Genomic DNA, 15,540 nt, shown 5'->3' on the forward strand with positions numbered 1-15,540 from the left:
GCGCTCTTTCTGCCTAGGTGAGATGATCGTGGAGCGCATGGGCTGTGATATTCGAATGGGATGTATGCCAGACAGCCTCTCCGTCCTTGATTAAAATGGCCTGCGGCGATTCATGCTTCACCTGGAGCCTGTCCGCAGCCTCATTGGACACCGGCCGGTCTTCTACTACATAAATGATACCGTATTCAATATTTTCGTCGGGAGTGCCTTGCAAGTAGGTTTCCATCTCCTGATGTGCACGGGAACTAATCGGACAGCGTGTGCTATGTTTAAAGAGAAGCAGCGGTTTGTCTGATGACGCTCCCAGTGCCGAATTTAATTGTTGAACAGTAGTCATTTTCGTCATCGTCACCATTGGATATACATTCCTTTCTGTGTCTTGTCGTATGGCCTATTCACATCGTAACAAAAAGAACATGTAAAATCCAATGGTGACCATGAAAATTTTCATTTTTTTTAGTTTTTTGTATTCGTAAACACCGATTCACTGGTAAAACCGGATAATTGCACCAATCTTTTCTGTACATCGTTCATCCAATCCTCATCTCCCAGACTTCTCGCATAACGATAAAGGTCCAGCAGCAGGTTGATTCGAAGCTCCATTCGCTCCTCCAAAGAGGATTGCCAGTCCACATTAGGATTGTCCGCTTCCTCCAGCACCAGCTTGCGAATAATTTCAGCCAGCTCGTTGTTACGGGCAAAGGAAATGCGCCGAGCCGTAGGCTTGCTCCCCAAATTTTGTAACAGCTCCTTGATGTCCTTCGTCACATGCTGCAAAACCTCACTGGAGAAGCATGAAGGGCATGAAAATACGGGAACATGTAAAATTTCAACCTTGTTCGCGTAAATCACCTTTCTCAACTCCAGCCCCATCGGTTTACCGCATTGGCATTGCTTATGCATTTAACCACCTCATTACGTAGGATCAAGCTATATGAGGATTTCATCAGAATCCAGATATATCTATCTACTAGTCTATAAAAGATTTGTTAACTCTATAAAACTTTTCACACCCTTTTTTATTTCGACTTTAGAACCTCAAACCCTTCCACAGATTGCAGCTATGAACAAATTACCAAAGATTTAGCGGGTTACGGAATGGTGCTGCTAGTATTAAAAGAGCTAGTCAATTTATGAGAATGTGCATAGGAATGGACTTCCGGCGTTCTTTTTCTTAAGATGTATAGGTACAGATATAAAATAGCGTGTCTTCAAGTGACGCACGAAAGGATGGTTAGATGTCGAGACTTGCCGGAAAAAAGGTTATCGCCCTGGTAGATGAGGAATTCGAGGATCTGGAGCTATGGTACCCCGTGTATCGCGTTCGTGAAGAAGGCGCAGAAGTGCATTTGGCCGGTGCTGAAAAGGGTAAAAAATATATCGGAAAATATGGCGTACCTGCTGAAGCGGAATATGCCTTTGAGGAATTGAACAGCCGCGATTATGACGGGATTCTTGTCCCCGGAGGCTGGGCGCCTGACAAACTGCGCCGCTATCCCAAGGTGGTTCAACTTGTACAGGAGTTTCACGCCGCCCACAAACCCATCGGGCAAATCTGTCACGCAGGCTGGGTGCTAATCTCCGCCAAAATTTTGGACGGTGTCACCGTAACATCCACACCGGGCATCCGTGATGATATGGAAAACGCAGGAGCCATCTGGAAGGACGAAGCTGTCGTGACAGACGGACATATCGTATCTGCCCGCCGTCCGCCTGACCTTCCGCCATATGGAAAAGCGTTCTGTGATCTGTTGGCAAACAACGCCCAGAAATAAGGCAGTCCAATAAAATAAGCAAAACACCTTCAAAATCACCACGTTATCCACGGTTTTGAAGGTGTTTTTTTATTCCAAAACAAGCTACACAGCCATTGCATAATTACTGCCGTCCAGGCCCAACCGAAATACAATTGACACTAACTGCGGTCAGCTTGTCTTCGATCGCCGCGCCTGTAGACATGCCGAAGCACACCTGGGCAACCAGCGTTGCCTCAGCTGCGGACGTGTTCAGCACACGATGCTTAACTCGCAGCAAGGACTGGGGAGACATGCTTAGCTGGTGTATTCCCAACTCCAACCACAAGGGGATGGAGCGTTCATCTCCTGCCATTTCACCGCACACACTCACATCAATCCCCGCTTGATGAGCCGCCTGTGCCGTCATACGCAGCATTCGCAGCACAGCCGGATGGTATGGATGGTACATATGGGCAATCTGCTCGTTCATGCGGTCTACGGCCAGCACATACTGTACCAGATCATTCGTACCTATACTGAAAAAATCTGTTTCAGCAGCGAGTAGATCGGCAATCATTGCTGCCGCTGGCACCTCGATCATAATCCCTTGCTGGATATGTGGATTGTAGGCAAGCCCTCTCGCATCCAAATCCGCCATAGCTTCCTTCAAGATAGCATCCGCCTGGCGGATCTCCTCCACCGATGAGATCATCGGATACATGACCTTGATATTCCCTGCCGCACTGGCACGTAAAATAGCTGTCAGTTGTGTCTTGAATAATTCCTTCCAATCGAGACTGATGCGTATAGCGCGATAGCCGAGAAACGGGTTTTCCTCCACCGGCAGTTGAAGATAGTCCAGCGGTTTATCCCCGCCGATATCCAATGTACGGATAACAACGGAGTGGTTTCCTGCCTTTTCTGCTACCAGCCGATATACTTCATACTGCTCATCTTCATCCGGTGCAGATTTTCGATCCATATATAAAAATTCCGTGCGGAACAGTCCAACACCCTGCGCCCCATGCTTCAATGCCGCCTCCAGTTCCTTGACAGAACTGATATTCGCTGCCAGCCTCAGTTCAGTTCCATCCTTGGTCACGGCTTCCACGGAAGCGAGCACCTGAAGCTGTTCTTTTCTGCGGAGCTGCTCATCACGTAATACCGTATAATGATCAATAATGGGTTTCTCCGGCTTCACATAAACCTTACCCAAGTCTCCGTCGACAACCATCATATCCCCAGTCTGAACAGGCAAATTGAGATTGCTCTCCAGTCCCGAAACGAGCGGAATGCCCATCGCACGGGCCATGATCGCGGAATGCGATGTTTTGCCCCCATTCATAGTCACAATTCCTAATACATAGCTTGGATTCAAGTGGGCCGATTGAGATGGAGAAAGCTCCTTGGCTACCAGAATGTAAGGCTGTGTGTCCTTCGGAAGAGTTACTTCCGGCGCACCCAGCAAATGCTTGAGCAACCGATTCCCCACATCCTTAATGTCGATTGCCCGCTCCTTCATATATTCATCATCCAGCAGATCAAACATCGTTACAAAATGGTCAATCGCTTCCTTAACAGCCACCTCGGCTGCTTTATATTGGCGCTCGATGATTCCACGAACTTCGTTCATGAATTCAGGGTCCTCCAATATAGCCAGATGCGCATCAAAAATGCTGGATTCCTCCGGTCCCACCATTTCCCGAAACTCATCCTTAATAAACTGGATTTCACTTTTGGATGTGCGTATCCCTTCATACAACCGCTCGAATTCCTTCGCGAGATCCACCGCATCCATTTTCTGCTCAGGTAAATCCCACTCCCAGCTCGGCAGGACAAAAGCCTTCCCGATTGCCACACCTGCTGCGGCGCCGATGCCTTCTATCATGTCTCTAACCCTCCAACATTCCTGTCATGCAGCACAACGGACATTACCGAGGCCTGACCTTTTTTCACTGTTTTAAACGGAGCAAAGCTCCATGACTTCACACGATCCGGATTCGTAATGACCATAGGAGTCACTAAAGACGGAGCTTGTTCCCGCAGTGCCTGCAAATCAAATTTGATCAGCAATTGTCCCGGTTCCACCGTATCGCCTGCTTCTACCATAGCAGTAAAATTCCCTTTTAGCTGTGAAGTATCAATCCCTATATGAAGCAGAACCTCAATTCCCTCTCGTGTAGAGATGCCTAAAGCGTGCATGGTCGGATACAGATGCATAACCGTACCATACACCGGAGACACAAGTTCACCTCGTTCGGGAACAAAAGCAACTCCATCCCCGACCAGCTTCGTCGCAAAAATTTTATCCGGCACCTCGTGAATCGGCAGCATTTTTCCATGCACAGGGGCGTTGAACAACACTTGAGGAAGATCACGCTCCATAAGCTTCGCGATTTCCTCACGAATCAGCTCCGAATACGTCCCGAACACAACCTGCAAGTTGCCCCCTCCCAGGTTGATGAGTCCAGCCGAGCCCAAGGCTTTTATCGCTCCAGTATCAATCAGCCGGTCATTGTGGACGGTGAGGCGCAACCGCGTAATGCAGGCTTCCACCCGAACAATATTTTCCTTCCCGCCGAGCGCCTCCAAAATGAGCGGAGCACTGTAAGGAATATTGCCAGCCCAATCCTCCAGAACTGAACCTTCCTCGCGACCTGGAGTGGGAATACGGAACCTCCGAATCGCCCAGCGGAATAGTACATAATACACCAGCCCATACGCCACCCCTAACGGAATCAACAACCAGGCGTTATGTGACAGATGGAAATTGAGTACATAATCTATAAAACCCGCTGAATATGAAAAACCATGATGAATATCCAGCTCAAAGGTAAGCCACATAGCCAGACCGGACATCACTGCATGAACAAGGAACAAATAAGGAGCAGCAAACAAAAAGGCAAACTCGATTTGTTCCGATACACCGGTAAAAAAGCAGACCAGTGCAGCAGTCAAAAATGTCTTTTGCACCTTTGGCTTCAAGTCTTCACGTGCTTCCTGAATAATCGCCAGCGCAATGGCTGGAATCGCAAACATCATGATCGGGAACAACCCTGACATAAAATAGCCCGCCGTCGGATCGCCAGCAAAAAATCGGGGTAAATCTCCCTGCACTATGTTGCCTGACGGTGTTTTATATGTACCCAGTTGAAACCAGAATATATTATTAAGCAGATGATGAAGGCCAAAAGCCGCCAACACCCGATACAAAATACCGTAAATAAACAATCCGAAACCGCCCAAGCTCAATTCCAGACCTGCTATAAGCTGCAATCCTCTCTGAATGAGTGGAGCCACAATCAGCATCAGTCCTGCAAACACGGCGGAGAACAAGCCGATTAGCAGTAAAACAAATCGAGTCCCTCCAAAAAATTGGAGTACCTCGGGCAGCTTAATGCTTTTGAAGCGGTTATACGCCACCCCTGATATGACACCTAAAATGATGCCAATGAGCGTCGCCGGATGAATGAGTCCGTTTCCAAATCTCAATGTGACCTGATCATATATAGCCATACCAGCCAATGCCGCCAATCCCGCCTGACCTGCCTGATTTGACATACCGAGTGCTACACCAACCGCAAACAAATACGGCATAAAATAAAAAATCCCGTGTCCTGCCGCATTAGCCATATCAGACACCATTGGAAATCCCCAAGCGGACCAGGGAAGGCTGCCGAGACTTAGTAATATAGCAGCAGCCGGTAACACCATCGTCGGGAGCATGACAGCACGACCAAGCTGTTGTAAGGATCCGAGCCAATTCATGGCATTCCTCTCCTTTCTATCCCTGATGGTAAGCCGAATACATACTTTTGTCAAAGCGGTTCTCTTGCTCGACAAAAAATACTTATATACGCTTTTAAAGTTTTGAATAACTCCATTTTCTACACTAAAAACCTTCGCCCCGATGAACTACGGGGGGAAGGTTTTTCTTCATGTCCAGATTATCCTTTGCGTACAGCTTGGGTTACGGAATCCTCTACCTTAATGCAGCGATTCATAATAACCGTCATTCCATGCTCCTGCGCGATGTCAGCGGCTTCCTGGCTAATAATGCCCTGTTGAAGCCACAAAACCTTGGCACCAATGGCAGCTGCCTCACGAGCAACCTCAGCGCAATACTCACTGCGGCGGAATACATTGACCAGCTCGACAGGCTCAGGTACTTCTTCGAGACTTGCATAGCAAGTTTCTCCTAAAATCGTTTGCCCCGCTGCCGCAGGATTAACCGGAATAATCCGGTATCCACGCTTTTGCATAGCATAAGACACCATATACGAGGTCCGGTCTGATTTATCAGACAAACCTACAACCGCAATGTTGCCTACTTGTTCCAAAATGCTTTTGATCTCTTCTCTTGACGGATTTTCAAAAGCCATCCTGTCCCCTCCTATTCACTTCTAAAGCTTACAATTATTTTACCCACTCTACAGAGGCGCCAAGCGTCGTCAGATGGTCAAAATATTGCGGATATGATTTGGCAACATGATGCGCATCCTTGATTACCAGCGGTTTCTGGGCCCGTAGACCGACCACCGTCAAAGCCATAATAACACGGTGATCAAAATGTGCGTTAATTTCAACGCCGCCTTCGACCCCCTCCGGTCGGCCATGTACGATAATTTCAGCCTGACGTTCCTCCACGCGAGCTCCGGCCTTGGTCAGTTCGTTCAAATAATCGGTAATGCGATCACATTCCTTGTACCGCAAATTTTCCACATTATAAAAACGGGACGTGCCGTCAGCAAATACAGCAGCAGCCACCATGGCCAGCACAGCATCGGTTGCAGCATCGCCGTCAAACTCGATGGCCTTCAAACGTCCATTCCCGTTCACGACAACTGTGTCGTTCTCGTGCGTCAGCGGTACTTCCATCATACGAAGCACATCTACAATAGCACGTTCTCCCTGCTTGCTCTGCTCCTTTAGCCGATGGATGGTGACATCCGAGTTCGTTACCGCAGCCGCTGCCAGCACTGCGGCACTGCCCGGGTAATCCCCCTGCACTGTATACGTGCGCGGCTGATAAGATTGTCGTCCCGGAACACGGAAAGACATGTAATCGTCACTTGCATGAATGATAATACCTGCCTCTTGGAGCACCTCCAGCGTCTGACCAATAACCACCTTGGATTTCAGATCATGCAGCACCTCGATTTCGCTGTCTTCCTCCAATAAAGGTGTAAGGAATAGCAAAGCGCTCAAATATTGTGAGCTAACCGAACCGGACACCTGAATTTTGCCGCCCTTAGCTTGACCGCCCTGGATACGAATCGGCAACTTACCTTCGCGATGGTCCACTCTCACACCCAATTGGCCCAGCGCATCAATTAGATCATCATGTGGTCGTTTACCCAATGAGTCAGGATATGTATTAACGAAAGTAACATCCGGACAAAAGGATGCAATCCCCATCAAAAAACGGAGCACCGCTCCGGCATTCCCCACATTTAACTCCTTCACAGCACGAGGATGGCTACCAAAGCCCGTAATGACAATTTTTTCGTCATCCTCTTCCAGCACTGCTCCCAGATCAGCGATACAACGACGCATAGCATCACTATCTTCGCTATGTGCTGGATAATAAATGGTGCTTTTTCCATCCGTAAGTGCCGCTGTGAGCAAATAACGAGTAGTGTAGTTCTTGGAGGACAAGGCCCCAATCTCTCCCTGCAAGGAAGGGGTAGGTCTAACGATAACATCCATATTGTACATGCTCCTTTTCGATTCAAACCATCCTAGTTTACATTAATTATACAAGCTGTAGCGTTTATTTCTCTACCCAAAAAAATATACAATATTCATTAGGTCTACCGGAGTTTAAGCCAGCAGATTGGTTAGTCTCTAGCTGTCATTAGGATTAGCCCAATTGACAGCTTAGAGATAGCTTCGCTATCATACATAGAGAGTGTGATGTTTTGCACACGTCAATAACACACGAAGCACCCATTTTACATTAGAAAAGAGGTCCAGCCATGACGCAAATCGCCCTGATTGAACCTTCTGAGCTTCGCGCACGCTTGCAAGCAGGAGAACAACTGCAATTGATTGACGTTCGCGAGGCAGAAGAAGTAGCGGAAGGCATGATTGACGGTGCCAAGCATATTCCGCTCGGACAGATTCCGAGTCGTCTTGAGGAAATTGAACGTACCGGTGAAATTATCTTTATTTGCCGGAGCGGTTATCGCAGCGAACGAGCCTGCGAATATTTACAACAGCTCGGTTATGAAGGCTGCACTAACATGACCGGCGGTATGCTGCAATGGTCACAAGAGCAGTAAAATGCTGCTCACCACAAGAGACGGGATCTTCCCGTCTTTTTGTTATAACCCAAAGCTTAGACGCGGTAATGCGTTAAAATATTTTCTTTTATCATACCACAGCGCCAAAAGATTATACAATCCTCTAGCTTCATCCTCATCCAGTCAACCATTCACAAATCAAAAAACGGAAGCTTCTTCTACCACAAGGGTAAAAAAAGCTTCCGTTGTATTACATCGATGCTATCCTTACATATCCATCAATTTATTAGAACCATTGGTGATGGAATACGCCTTCTTTGTCCACACGTTTGAACGTATGCGCACCGAAGTAGTCACGTTGCGCTTGCAGCAAGTTTGCTGGCAGACGTTCAGTACGGTAGCTGTCATAGTATGCGAGCGCACTGGAGAAGCCTGGCACTGGAATACCTTGAGATACAGCCACGGAAATCACCTGACGCCATGCGTTTTGGTAAGTTTCTACTACATTTTTGAAGTAGGAATCCAGCAACAGGTTTTTCAGAGCAGGATCGCGGTCATACGCATCCTTGATGTTTTGCAGGAATTGCGAACGGATAATGCAACCGCCGCGGAAGATCATAGCGATTTTTCCGTATTTCAAATCCCATTCGTATTCATCGGAAGCTGCACGCATTTGAGCAAACCCTTGAGCATAAGACACAATTTTACTTGCGAACAATGCTTTACGTACGCTTTCGATAAATTCTTTTTTGTCTCCGCTGAAGGATTCAGCATTAGGACCGCTCAGCACTTTGCTTGCCGCGATGCGCTCGTCTTTCATAGCAGACAGGAAGCGAGAAAATACGGATTCGGTGATCATAGACAGTGGCACGCCTAGGTCCAGTGCGCTTTGGCTTGTCCATTTACCAGTACCTTTTTGGCCTGCTGCATCCAGAATAACGTCTACCATTGGTTTGCCTGTTTCGGAATCATATTGGGAGAAGATGTCAGCCGTGATTTCGATCAGGTAGCTGTCCAGCTCGCCTTTATTCCATTCTGTGAAGATTTCATGAAGCTCTTCCGCATTCACATTCAGGACCGATTTCAACAGGTGATAAGCCTCACCAATCAATTGCATGTCACCGTACTCGATACCGTTATGCACCATTTTTACATAGTGACCAGCACCATCGGGACCGATATATGTACAGCAAGGGTCGCCTTCTACTTTTGCAGAGATCGCTGTCAGAATCGGCTCTACCAGCTTGTAGGCACTTTCTTGTCCACCCGGCATAATTGCAGGACCGTTCAAGGCACCTTCTTCGCCACCGGATACGCCTGTACCAATAAAGCGAAGTCCTTTTTCCTCCAGGTCCTTACTACGGCGCTGTGTATCAGGGAAGTAGGCATTGCCTCCGTCTATAATAATGTCGCCTTTGTCTAGATGAGGCACAAGCTGCTCAATCGTGGCATCCGTTGCTTTACCAGCTTGAACCATGATCAGGATTTTACGGGGCGATTCCAGTGAGTTCACAAATTCTTCAATGGAGAAAGTACCCGTCAATTTCTTACCTTCTGCTTCTTTGATAAGATCATGCGTTTTTTCGGGAGAGCGGTTAAATACTGAGACGGTGAAGCCTCTGCTCTCAATATTAAGGGCCAAATTCTTACCCATTACCGCCAGGCCGATCACACCAATCTGCTGTTTTGCCATCTGGTTCCTCATCCTTTGCAACATATTTTTTATACTATATCGCCGCTTTACCGCATTACACTTTATGTGAATCGGAACACGTGCAATTCTATTTTAACGTTTTTGGTGTCAGAAGTGAACCCCTGTCTATTCGCAGATCAAAACACCCCATTTTCATGAGGTGTTCAATTATACCTATAATGTACACAGCATCTACGGATTTACGCAAAAACGTTTGGCTATCCCTTAACACTACACATTTTTTAACCCGTCATGATTCATTTTAAATTCCCGTCATTCTCTCATCATCATGCTTCCATCATCAGCAGTTGGCGGGATAGCGCTTGCAGGCGTTCATGGCAGTTCGCGGCTCTGGTCGTATCTCTCTCTGTCATTGCCGTGAAAAGCTTCTCCAATTCATCATCCACTTCCATTCTGAGCAGCAGCAGTCGGGTCTCTCCCTCATTGGAAATGTACATATCCTCCATCTCCTGCGCTGACAGCACTGGTCCCTTCTGATAAATAACGCGTTGCTTAAAGCCGGTAACCTCCACCAGACGAATGACCTCACCGAACAAGATATTTTCCACCAAAATATGATGGTCCTTGACTCTTTTGACAATGGCATGGCCTCGGGTGCTTCCAATCAGCTTTTCCAACCACTCCGCCAGCTTGGCGTCGCGGATCACATAATCTCCGGCCAACTTGTAGTGCCCTGTACGCAATTGTTGAAAACGAAGCTTCACCAGCTTGCGCCCGGTTCTTACCGACAGCACCAGGTACGACTCATCCTCGCTCCAGTACAGCGAATACCCTTCCGATATCAAATCCTTGATCAGATTATGGATATGCCGACGGCTAAACCGGAGCTCCAAATTGCAATATTCTACCTCGCAGCCCTTGTTCACGGCATTCCCTCCTTTTTAGTCCGATTCAAGAAGTCCGGCTACAGCAAGCCTGCGGCTTTCCCGCTTGATCTTCCCTTGCTCTATTTTATACTTCATTTTATGTAAGGGTACTTGGTTATTTGACCTATTTTTATGAGTAACAACGCACAATCCTACTTTTGCCTTATACGCTTGTCCCAAACCCGGTCTAAAGTCGGTCAAGCCTGATGGCATTATGCTATAATCGGACATATTACGCCACACGAAATGGCTTAACCCAGTTACAGGAGGAAAAGGTATGACATTCAGTGGATTTACTGCAAAGGACTTTGATGTTTTTGAAATACCGGGGCTGGAGCCTCGCATGGAGGTACTGATTGAGCAGGTTCGACCCAAACTGGAAGCGATTGGTGTGGAGTTAGCTCCTTTCCTGACGGACTTGTGCGGCGAGCCTATGCACGTTCACGTTGCAAAGCATGCAAGACGCAAAGTAAATCCACCCAAGGATACTTGGGTAGCTTGGGCGGCGAACAAGCGTGGATACAAAGCGTTGCCGCATTTTGAGGTAGGTATGTTTGCTTCACACCTATTCGTCATTTTTGCGATTATTTATGAAAGTCCGAACAAAACTACGTTTGCCCAGGCACTCAAAGCCAATCTGAGCGATGTACGCTCTAACATACCGGATCATTTTTACTGGTCCATGGACCATATGGCCCCGGAAGGTACAGAGCAAAAACAAATGGACGAGAAGAATTTTCAAACGATCATCGACAAGCTACAGCAGGTTAAAAAAGCCGAGGTCATGTGTGGTATCCGTATCGACCGGGACGACCCACTCGCCAGTGACGGAGCTGCATTGCTACAGACAGTGCGTTCTACTTTTGAGCGTTTGCTGCCGCTGTACCAAATTGCCTTCTCAAAAGAATAACCAGCATTAGCTAATCAAGCTGCTATTCAGCTTTGACCGTCTTTCTGCGCGGATTACGTGCCAAAGCCAAATGACAGCCGAACATCAGCAGCATTACAATACCGCTGATGATAAATGGAGCTGTGTGTCCAGCGCGGTCCCACAGTACTCCTGAAACGAGTGGACCAATGACCATACCGGAGCCTTGGAGTGTCAGAAAAAAGCCCCATATCGTCGCTCGCTCGCTTTCTGGGATCAATTTAGCGAGGAAGGTATTCCATGCAGGTAAAATGAGCGCATAGCCCAAGCCAATGAGCGCTACGGATACGAACACAAGCGGAATGGATCGGACGGCGGAAAAGAAAAACAGCGTAATCCCAGCAAGCAAAAAACCGGCGTGCAGAAAATACTCTGTTCCCAGCCGATCCACCAGCTTTCCGCAAGGAATAAGCGCCAGCACCGTCACCCCGCCGCCCGCGATCAGAAATACACTGTATAGATTCGGTGAAATCCCGAGGTCCATCCGGGCGTACAGCGTTAATACCGGGCTGATCAGACCAATAACAAACGACTGCAAAAACAGCGCAGGGTAAATTAACGGGTTTACGTCAAGTTTTGTTTTGAGAGAGTTGATCGTTTCCTTGATTCCTCCCAGTAGTTGCTGCTTTTGCTTCGTAAGACCGTCGGAGGACACCAAGGCGCTTCGTTGCAGCACTCCTTTGTCAGCAGATTTTTTGCGTCCAGGCAGCATAAGGGAGACCAGCAACAACACAATGCTGCATCCTGTCAAAATCATAAACACCATTCCGTAGGAATGACCATATTGTGCTATAGCGAAATTCATAACAAGCGGTCCCATTCCAGTTCCACCCATGGACGCAATTTCCAATGTACCCATCGCCGCACCATTGCTGTTATTAGGCCCAGACATTTCAGTTGTTCCAGTCATGACACAAGGCCAGAGCGGAGAAGTGCCCAGACCGAGCAGCAGACAGGCGACTACGAGCCACACTGGCTCTGTCAGCACGCTTAGCATGATCACTGCTACAAGTGTAAACAGCAACGCGGACGACATCGTTCCCCGGTAGCCGAGTCTTTCAGCTATCCAGCCTGCCGGTGCCCGAAACGCATTGTCGCCAAAATACTGGAGCGAAAAGGCCAGACCGATGATTCCGGCTGACAGTCCGAGCGTTTCTCCCATATATACCGGAAGGATAGCTACCAGAAGAGATCCCTTCATAAATTCAACCAGAAATACCAGCACCCATAATTCCGCAAAAAAGGGAGACCATAACCGCCGAGGATTTTTTTCTCTTCCGATTTGCTTCATCTGTCCCACATCCTTTACCTTCGTTTTTTCGTCATGAAGTCCGGGCTGTCCCCATGCTCCTCTCATTCACAAATAAAAGCACCGTCAACCGCTTGCATTCCTACTTCAAACTGCTATACTCAATTTTGTTCTATTATCACTTGCCAGGATTGTCGAAATCCTGCACGAAAGGTTGTGACAACACTAATGAATCAAAGCAACACCCCGCTTTTTACTGCTTTGAAAAAGCACGCTCAGAGCAACCCGGTTCAATTTCACATCCCAGGTCATAAAAAGGGAGTGGGGGCAGATCCGGAATTTCGCGAATTTATGGGGGATAATGCCTTTTCCATAGATATGATCAACATCGCTCCATTGGACGATCTGCATCAGCCAACAGGCGTCATCGAAGAAGCTCAAAAGCTTGCAGCAGAAGCCTTCGGAGCTGATTATACTTATTACAGTGTACAGGGTACAAGTGGAGCTATCATTACTATGATTATGTCCATCTGCTTGCCGGGTGATAAAATTATTGTACCCCGAAATGTACACAAATCTATAATGTCTGCCATTATATTGTCTGGAGCGAAGCCTGTATTCGTATCTCCGGTCAGTGATGAGAATCTGGGTATCCACCACGGGATTACAACCAAGTCCGTACGCCGGGCACTGGAACGCCATCCTGACGCCAAGGGCGTCCTCGTCATCAACCCGACATATTACGGTGTGTGCGCCGATTTGAAAGAAATTGTAGATCTCGCTCACAGCTATAATGTGCCGGTCCTGGTCGATGAGGCCCACGGAGTACTGATTCATTTTCATTCTGATCTACCGATGTCCGCCATGGAGGCGGGAGCAGATATGTCAGCTACAAGCGTCCATAAGCTAGGCGGTTCCTTGACACAAAGCTCCATTCTGAATGTGAATACCAAAAACGGATACGTCAATCCGCAGCGTGTACAGACTATTTTCAGTATGCTGACAACGACATCCACTTCGTATATTTTGCTGGCTTCGTTGGACACATCCCGACGCAACCTGGCGCTTAACGGTCATGAAATAGCACAACGTGCTCTGGATTTGGCTGAATATTGCCGTGCAGAGGTCAACAAGATTGAAGGGCTGTACTGCTTTGGGAGAGAAATTCTAGGCACGGAAGCCACCTATGATTATGATCCAACCAAAATTACGGTTCATATCCGCCATTTGGGCCTTACCGGGTACGACGTGGAAAATTGGCTGAGAGAAAACTACAATATCGAGGTTGAGCTTAGCGATATGTACAATATTCTCTGTCTGGTGACCCCTGGGGATACGAAAGAGGATATTGAGATTTTATTGAAAGCTCTGCGTGAGCTGGCTTCTATACATTATTCTACGGGTCAGCAGCATGAACTGGATGTAAAAATACAGGATATCCCGCAGCTCTCTCTGATTCCGAGAGACGCTTTTTACGGGGATACGGAAGTGGTACCATTTAAGGAATCTGCTGGACGCATTATTGCAGAATTCATTTATGTATATCCGCCAGGTATTCCGATCCTACTGCCGGGCGAAGTGATCTCACAGGACAATATTGATTATATTGTCGATCATGTGGAAGTAGGCCTGCCTGTTAAAGGGCCTGAGGATCGAACGGTACATCAAGTGAAGGTTATCGTCGAAACGGACGCCATTTCCTAAGCCTCCCTGAGCCGTAACAAGCTTGAAAAATCTTATAAACATCTTAAAAGCTTAACAAAAAAAGCCCCCGTTTGTTTGGGGGCTTTTTCATCAGCTTACAAAGTTGTAACAGCCGATAGATCCAATGTTATTCGTATTGGGCAACCAGCTCGCTGTATGCCTCTTCTACACGTTTCCATTCATCTTCGTCCTCGATATTGTAAAGCACCATTTCTTCGTTTTCTTCTTCCATGCGAAGAATAATGCCGTCTGCTTCAGGATTGCCGCGCTCCAGCAGGAGAGCGTAAACGTGATTTTCTACGTCAAAGGTCTCTACCAGCACCATTTCTACATCTTTGCCATTTTCATCAGTTAGCGTAAGAACCATTTCTTCATGTTCGTGGTCATGATCGTGGTTGCAGGCTTCACCGTGTTCATGTTTGTGATCACTCATGGAAATACCTACCTTCAAATTGTTTTATTTTCCCCCGTATCGTAACATGATCAAGTGTACAGGTCAATTTGTGGTATGCCTAATTTATCGCTGCAATGACTTTTTCGGATACCAGTGTATAGCTGCTGTCTTTGCTTTCTTTAATGTAGAAACCGACCCGGTAATTCCCTGCTGTTTTAAAATCATACGTAAAGTCGTTTGTACGGAACCAAAAGTTATCCTTTTGTGCTCCGCTGATATCCTGGGACTGAATATCTTTCACGTTACCCGACGGGTCAGTAATAGCTACCTTCACTCCGGAGATATCCGCTTTCAACGTATCAATCTGACTGAATACATTGAATTTCACTTTGTTGCCTTTATTCACGTTGCCGAACACCGTATCGCCCTTAAACAAGAACATGTGTACATTCGGTTGGTCGAAAACAACTTTTCCACCGGACGGATCAAAACTGACAATCCCGTTAAAATCCCGAATGGGCACATACGTTTTGCCATCAATAACAACCGCGCCATCCTTCGACACCTCACCATTAATAATCAGCTTCACTTGGTCCTTGGCGGATTCCGCCGAAATAACGGTCCCTCCCATTATCGAAAAGGCCATCACTAGGGCCATAACTTTTCTCCACTTCATCACTAGATATCCCTCCATCATTATCTGT

Annotated in this window: 15 protein-coding genes; 4 read left to right on the forward strand and 11 right to left on the reverse strand. The window is 47.3% G+C overall.

Annotation, left to right across the window (positions count from 1 at the left end; translation table 11 throughout):
• Positions 1–13 precede the first annotated feature (13 nt).
• On the reverse strand, positions 14–355 hold the full coding sequence (ytxJ, locus tag HPL003_RS23725) for a bacillithiol system redox-active protein YtxJ (protein ID WP_014282332.1): 342 nt from the start codon (positions 353–355) through the stop codon (positions 14–16).
• A 101-nt stretch (positions 356–456) separates the two neighbouring features.
• Entirely contained in the window at positions 457–903 is a 447-nt protein-coding gene (locus HPL003_RS23730; RefSeq protein WP_014282333.1) for a hypothetical protein, read from the reverse strand.
• Positions 904–1,238: 335 nt separating this feature from the next.
• Between HPL003_RS23730 and HPL003_RS23735 the strand changes: the two genes are divergently transcribed.
• A complete protein-coding gene (locus tag HPL003_RS23735; protein ID WP_014282334.1) occupies positions 1,239–1,775 on the forward strand; it encodes a type 1 glutamine amidotransferase domain-containing protein in 537 nt (178 codons plus the stop codon).
• Between the two features lie 103 nt (positions 1,776–1,878).
• Here HPL003_RS23735 and ptsP read toward each other — a convergent pair whose 3' ends face one another.
• From ptsP to aroA, 4 genes are all read right to left on the reverse strand, one after another.
• Positions 1,879–3,624 carry a phosphoenolpyruvate--protein phosphotransferase gene (ptsP, locus tag HPL003_RS23740; protein WP_014282335.1) on the reverse strand — a complete coding sequence of 582 codons (1,746 nt, stop codon included), beginning with the start codon at positions 3,622–3,624 and terminating at the stop codon, positions 1,879–1,881.
• Complete coding sequence (locus tag HPL003_RS23745) at positions 3,621–5,504, reverse strand: glucose PTS transporter subunit IIA (protein WP_014282336.1); 1,884 nt, start codon at positions 5,502–5,504, stop codon at positions 3,621–3,623. Before HPL003_RS23745 ends, ptsP begins: the two co-directional genes overlap by 4 nt.
• Positions 5,505–5,683: 179 nt before the next feature.
• Positions 5,684–6,118, reverse strand: a complete 435-nt coding sequence (locus HPL003_RS23750; RefSeq protein WP_014282337.1) for a CoA-binding protein — start codon at positions 6,116–6,118, stop codon at positions 5,684–5,686.
• Positions 6,119–6,152: 34 nt separating this feature from the next.
• Positions 6,153–7,445 (reverse strand): 3-phosphoshikimate 1-carboxyvinyltransferase, encoded by a 1,293-nt coding sequence (gene aroA, locus HPL003_RS23755; RefSeq protein WP_014282338.1) that lies wholly within the window; start codon positions 7,443–7,445, stop codon positions 6,153–6,155.
• A 269-nt stretch (positions 7,446–7,714) separates the two neighbouring features.
• Here aroA and HPL003_RS23760 point away from each other — a divergent pair, with 269 nt between their 5' ends.
• Positions 7,715–8,020 (forward strand): rhodanese-like domain-containing protein, encoded by a 306-nt coding sequence (locus tag HPL003_RS23760; protein WP_014282339.1) that lies wholly within the window; start codon positions 7,715–7,717, stop codon positions 8,018–8,020.
• Between the two features lie 247 nt (positions 8,021–8,267).
• On the opposite strand, the gene gndA is transcribed toward HPL003_RS23760, so the two are convergent.
• Complete coding sequence (gene gndA / locus HPL003_RS23765; protein WP_014282340.1) at positions 8,268–9,674, reverse strand: NADP-dependent phosphogluconate dehydrogenase; 1,407 nt, start codon at positions 9,672–9,674, stop codon at positions 8,268–8,270.
• Between the two features lie 287 nt (positions 9,675–9,961).
• Complete coding sequence (locus HPL003_RS23770) at positions 9,962–10,561, reverse strand: hypothetical protein (RefSeq protein WP_014282341.1); 600 nt, start codon at positions 10,559–10,561, stop codon at positions 9,962–9,964.
• Positions 10,562–10,838: 277 nt separating this feature from the next.
• Between HPL003_RS23770 and HPL003_RS23775 the strand changes: the two genes are divergently transcribed.
• The gene (locus tag HPL003_RS23775) at positions 10,839–11,471 is read left to right on the forward strand and encodes a YktB family protein (protein ID WP_014282342.1); all 633 of its coding nucleotides are present in this window, start codon (positions 10,839–10,841) and stop codon (positions 11,469–11,471) included.
• A gap of 22 nt (positions 11,472–11,493) precedes the next feature.
• On the opposite strand, the gene HPL003_RS23780 is transcribed toward HPL003_RS23775, so the two are convergent.
• Complete coding sequence (locus tag HPL003_RS23780; RefSeq protein WP_043922894.1) at positions 11,494–12,780, reverse strand: MFS transporter; 1,287 nt, start codon at positions 12,778–12,780, stop codon at positions 11,494–11,496.
• A 186-nt stretch (positions 12,781–12,966) separates the two neighbouring features.
• Here HPL003_RS23780 and HPL003_RS23785 point away from each other — a divergent pair, with 186 nt between their 5' ends.
• Complete coding sequence (locus HPL003_RS23785) at positions 12,967–14,442, forward strand: aminotransferase class I/II-fold pyridoxal phosphate-dependent enzyme (RefSeq protein WP_014282344.1); 1,476 nt, start codon at positions 12,967–12,969, stop codon at positions 14,440–14,442.
• 127 nt (positions 14,443–14,569) lie between these two features.
• Here the strand turns inward: HPL003_RS23785 and HPL003_RS23790 are convergent, their stop codons facing one another.
• Both HPL003_RS23790 and HPL003_RS23795 read right to left on the reverse strand, forming a co-directional pair.
• Complete coding sequence (locus tag HPL003_RS23790) at positions 14,570–14,875, reverse strand: DUF1292 domain-containing protein (RefSeq protein ID WP_025684269.1); 306 nt, start codon at positions 14,873–14,875, stop codon at positions 14,570–14,572.
• Between the two features lie 79 nt (positions 14,876–14,954).
• Positions 14,955–15,512, reverse strand: coding sequence for a hypothetical protein (locus tag HPL003_RS23795; RefSeq protein WP_014282346.1), 558 nt, complete (start codon positions 15,510–15,512; stop codon positions 14,955–14,957).
• Between the last annotated feature and the right edge of the window lie 28 nt (positions 15,513–15,540).

It is taken from the genome of Paenibacillus terrae HPL-003 (assembly GCF_000235585.1).
GTDB classification, from domain to species: Bacteria; Bacillota; Bacilli; order Paenibacillales; family Paenibacillaceae; genus Paenibacillus; species Paenibacillus terrae_B.

Coding starts and splice junctions, on each gene's coding strand:
- ytxJ (WP_014282332.1), bottom strand. CDS start 355: ATGGTGACGATGACGAAAATGACTACTGTTCAACAATTAAATTCGGCA.
- HPL003_RS23730 (WP_014282333.1), bottom strand. CDS start 903: ATGCATAAGCAATGCCAATGCGGTAAACCGATGGGGCTGGAGTTGAGA.
- HPL003_RS23735 (WP_014282334.1), top strand. CDS start 1,239: ATGTCGAGACTTGCCGGAAAAAAGGTTATCGCCCTGGTAGATGAGGAA.
- ptsP (WP_014282335.1), bottom strand. CDS start 3,624: ATGATAGAAGGCATCGGCGCCGCAGCAGGTGTGGCAATCGGGAAGGCT.
- HPL003_RS23745 (WP_014282336.1), bottom strand. CDS start 5,504: ATGAATTGGCTCGGATCCTTACAACAGCTTGGTCGTGCTGTCATGCTC.
- HPL003_RS23750 (WP_014282337.1), bottom strand. CDS start 6,118: ATGGCTTTTGAAAATCCGTCAAGAGAAGAGATCAAAAGCATTTTGGAA.
- aroA (WP_014282338.1), bottom strand. CDS start 7,445: ATGGATGTTATCGTTAGACCTACCCCTTCCTTGCAGGGAGAGATTGGG.
- HPL003_RS23760 (WP_014282339.1), top strand. CDS start 7,715: ATGACGCAAATCGCCCTGATTGAACCTTCTGAGCTTCGCGCACGCTTG.
- gndA (WP_014282340.1), bottom strand. CDS start 9,674: ATGGCAAAACAGCAGATTGGTGTGATCGGCCTGGCGGTAATGGGTAAG.
- HPL003_RS23775 (WP_014282342.1), top strand. CDS start 10,839: ATGACATTCAGTGGATTTACTGCAAAGGACTTTGATGTTTTTGAAATA.
- HPL003_RS23780 (WP_043922894.1), bottom strand. CDS start 12,780: ATGAAGCAAATCGGAAGAGAAAAAAATCCTCGGCGGTTATGGTCTCCC.
- HPL003_RS23785 (WP_014282344.1), top strand. CDS start 12,967: ATGAATCAAAGCAACACCCCGCTTTTTACTGCTTTGAAAAAGCACGCT.
- HPL003_RS23790 (WP_025684269.1), bottom strand. CDS start 14,875: ATGAGTGATCACAAACATGAACACGGTGAAGCCTGCAACCACGATCAT.
- HPL003_RS23795 (WP_014282346.1), bottom strand. CDS start 15,512: ATGAAGTGGAGAAAAGTTATGGCCCTAGTGATGGCCTTTTCGATAATG.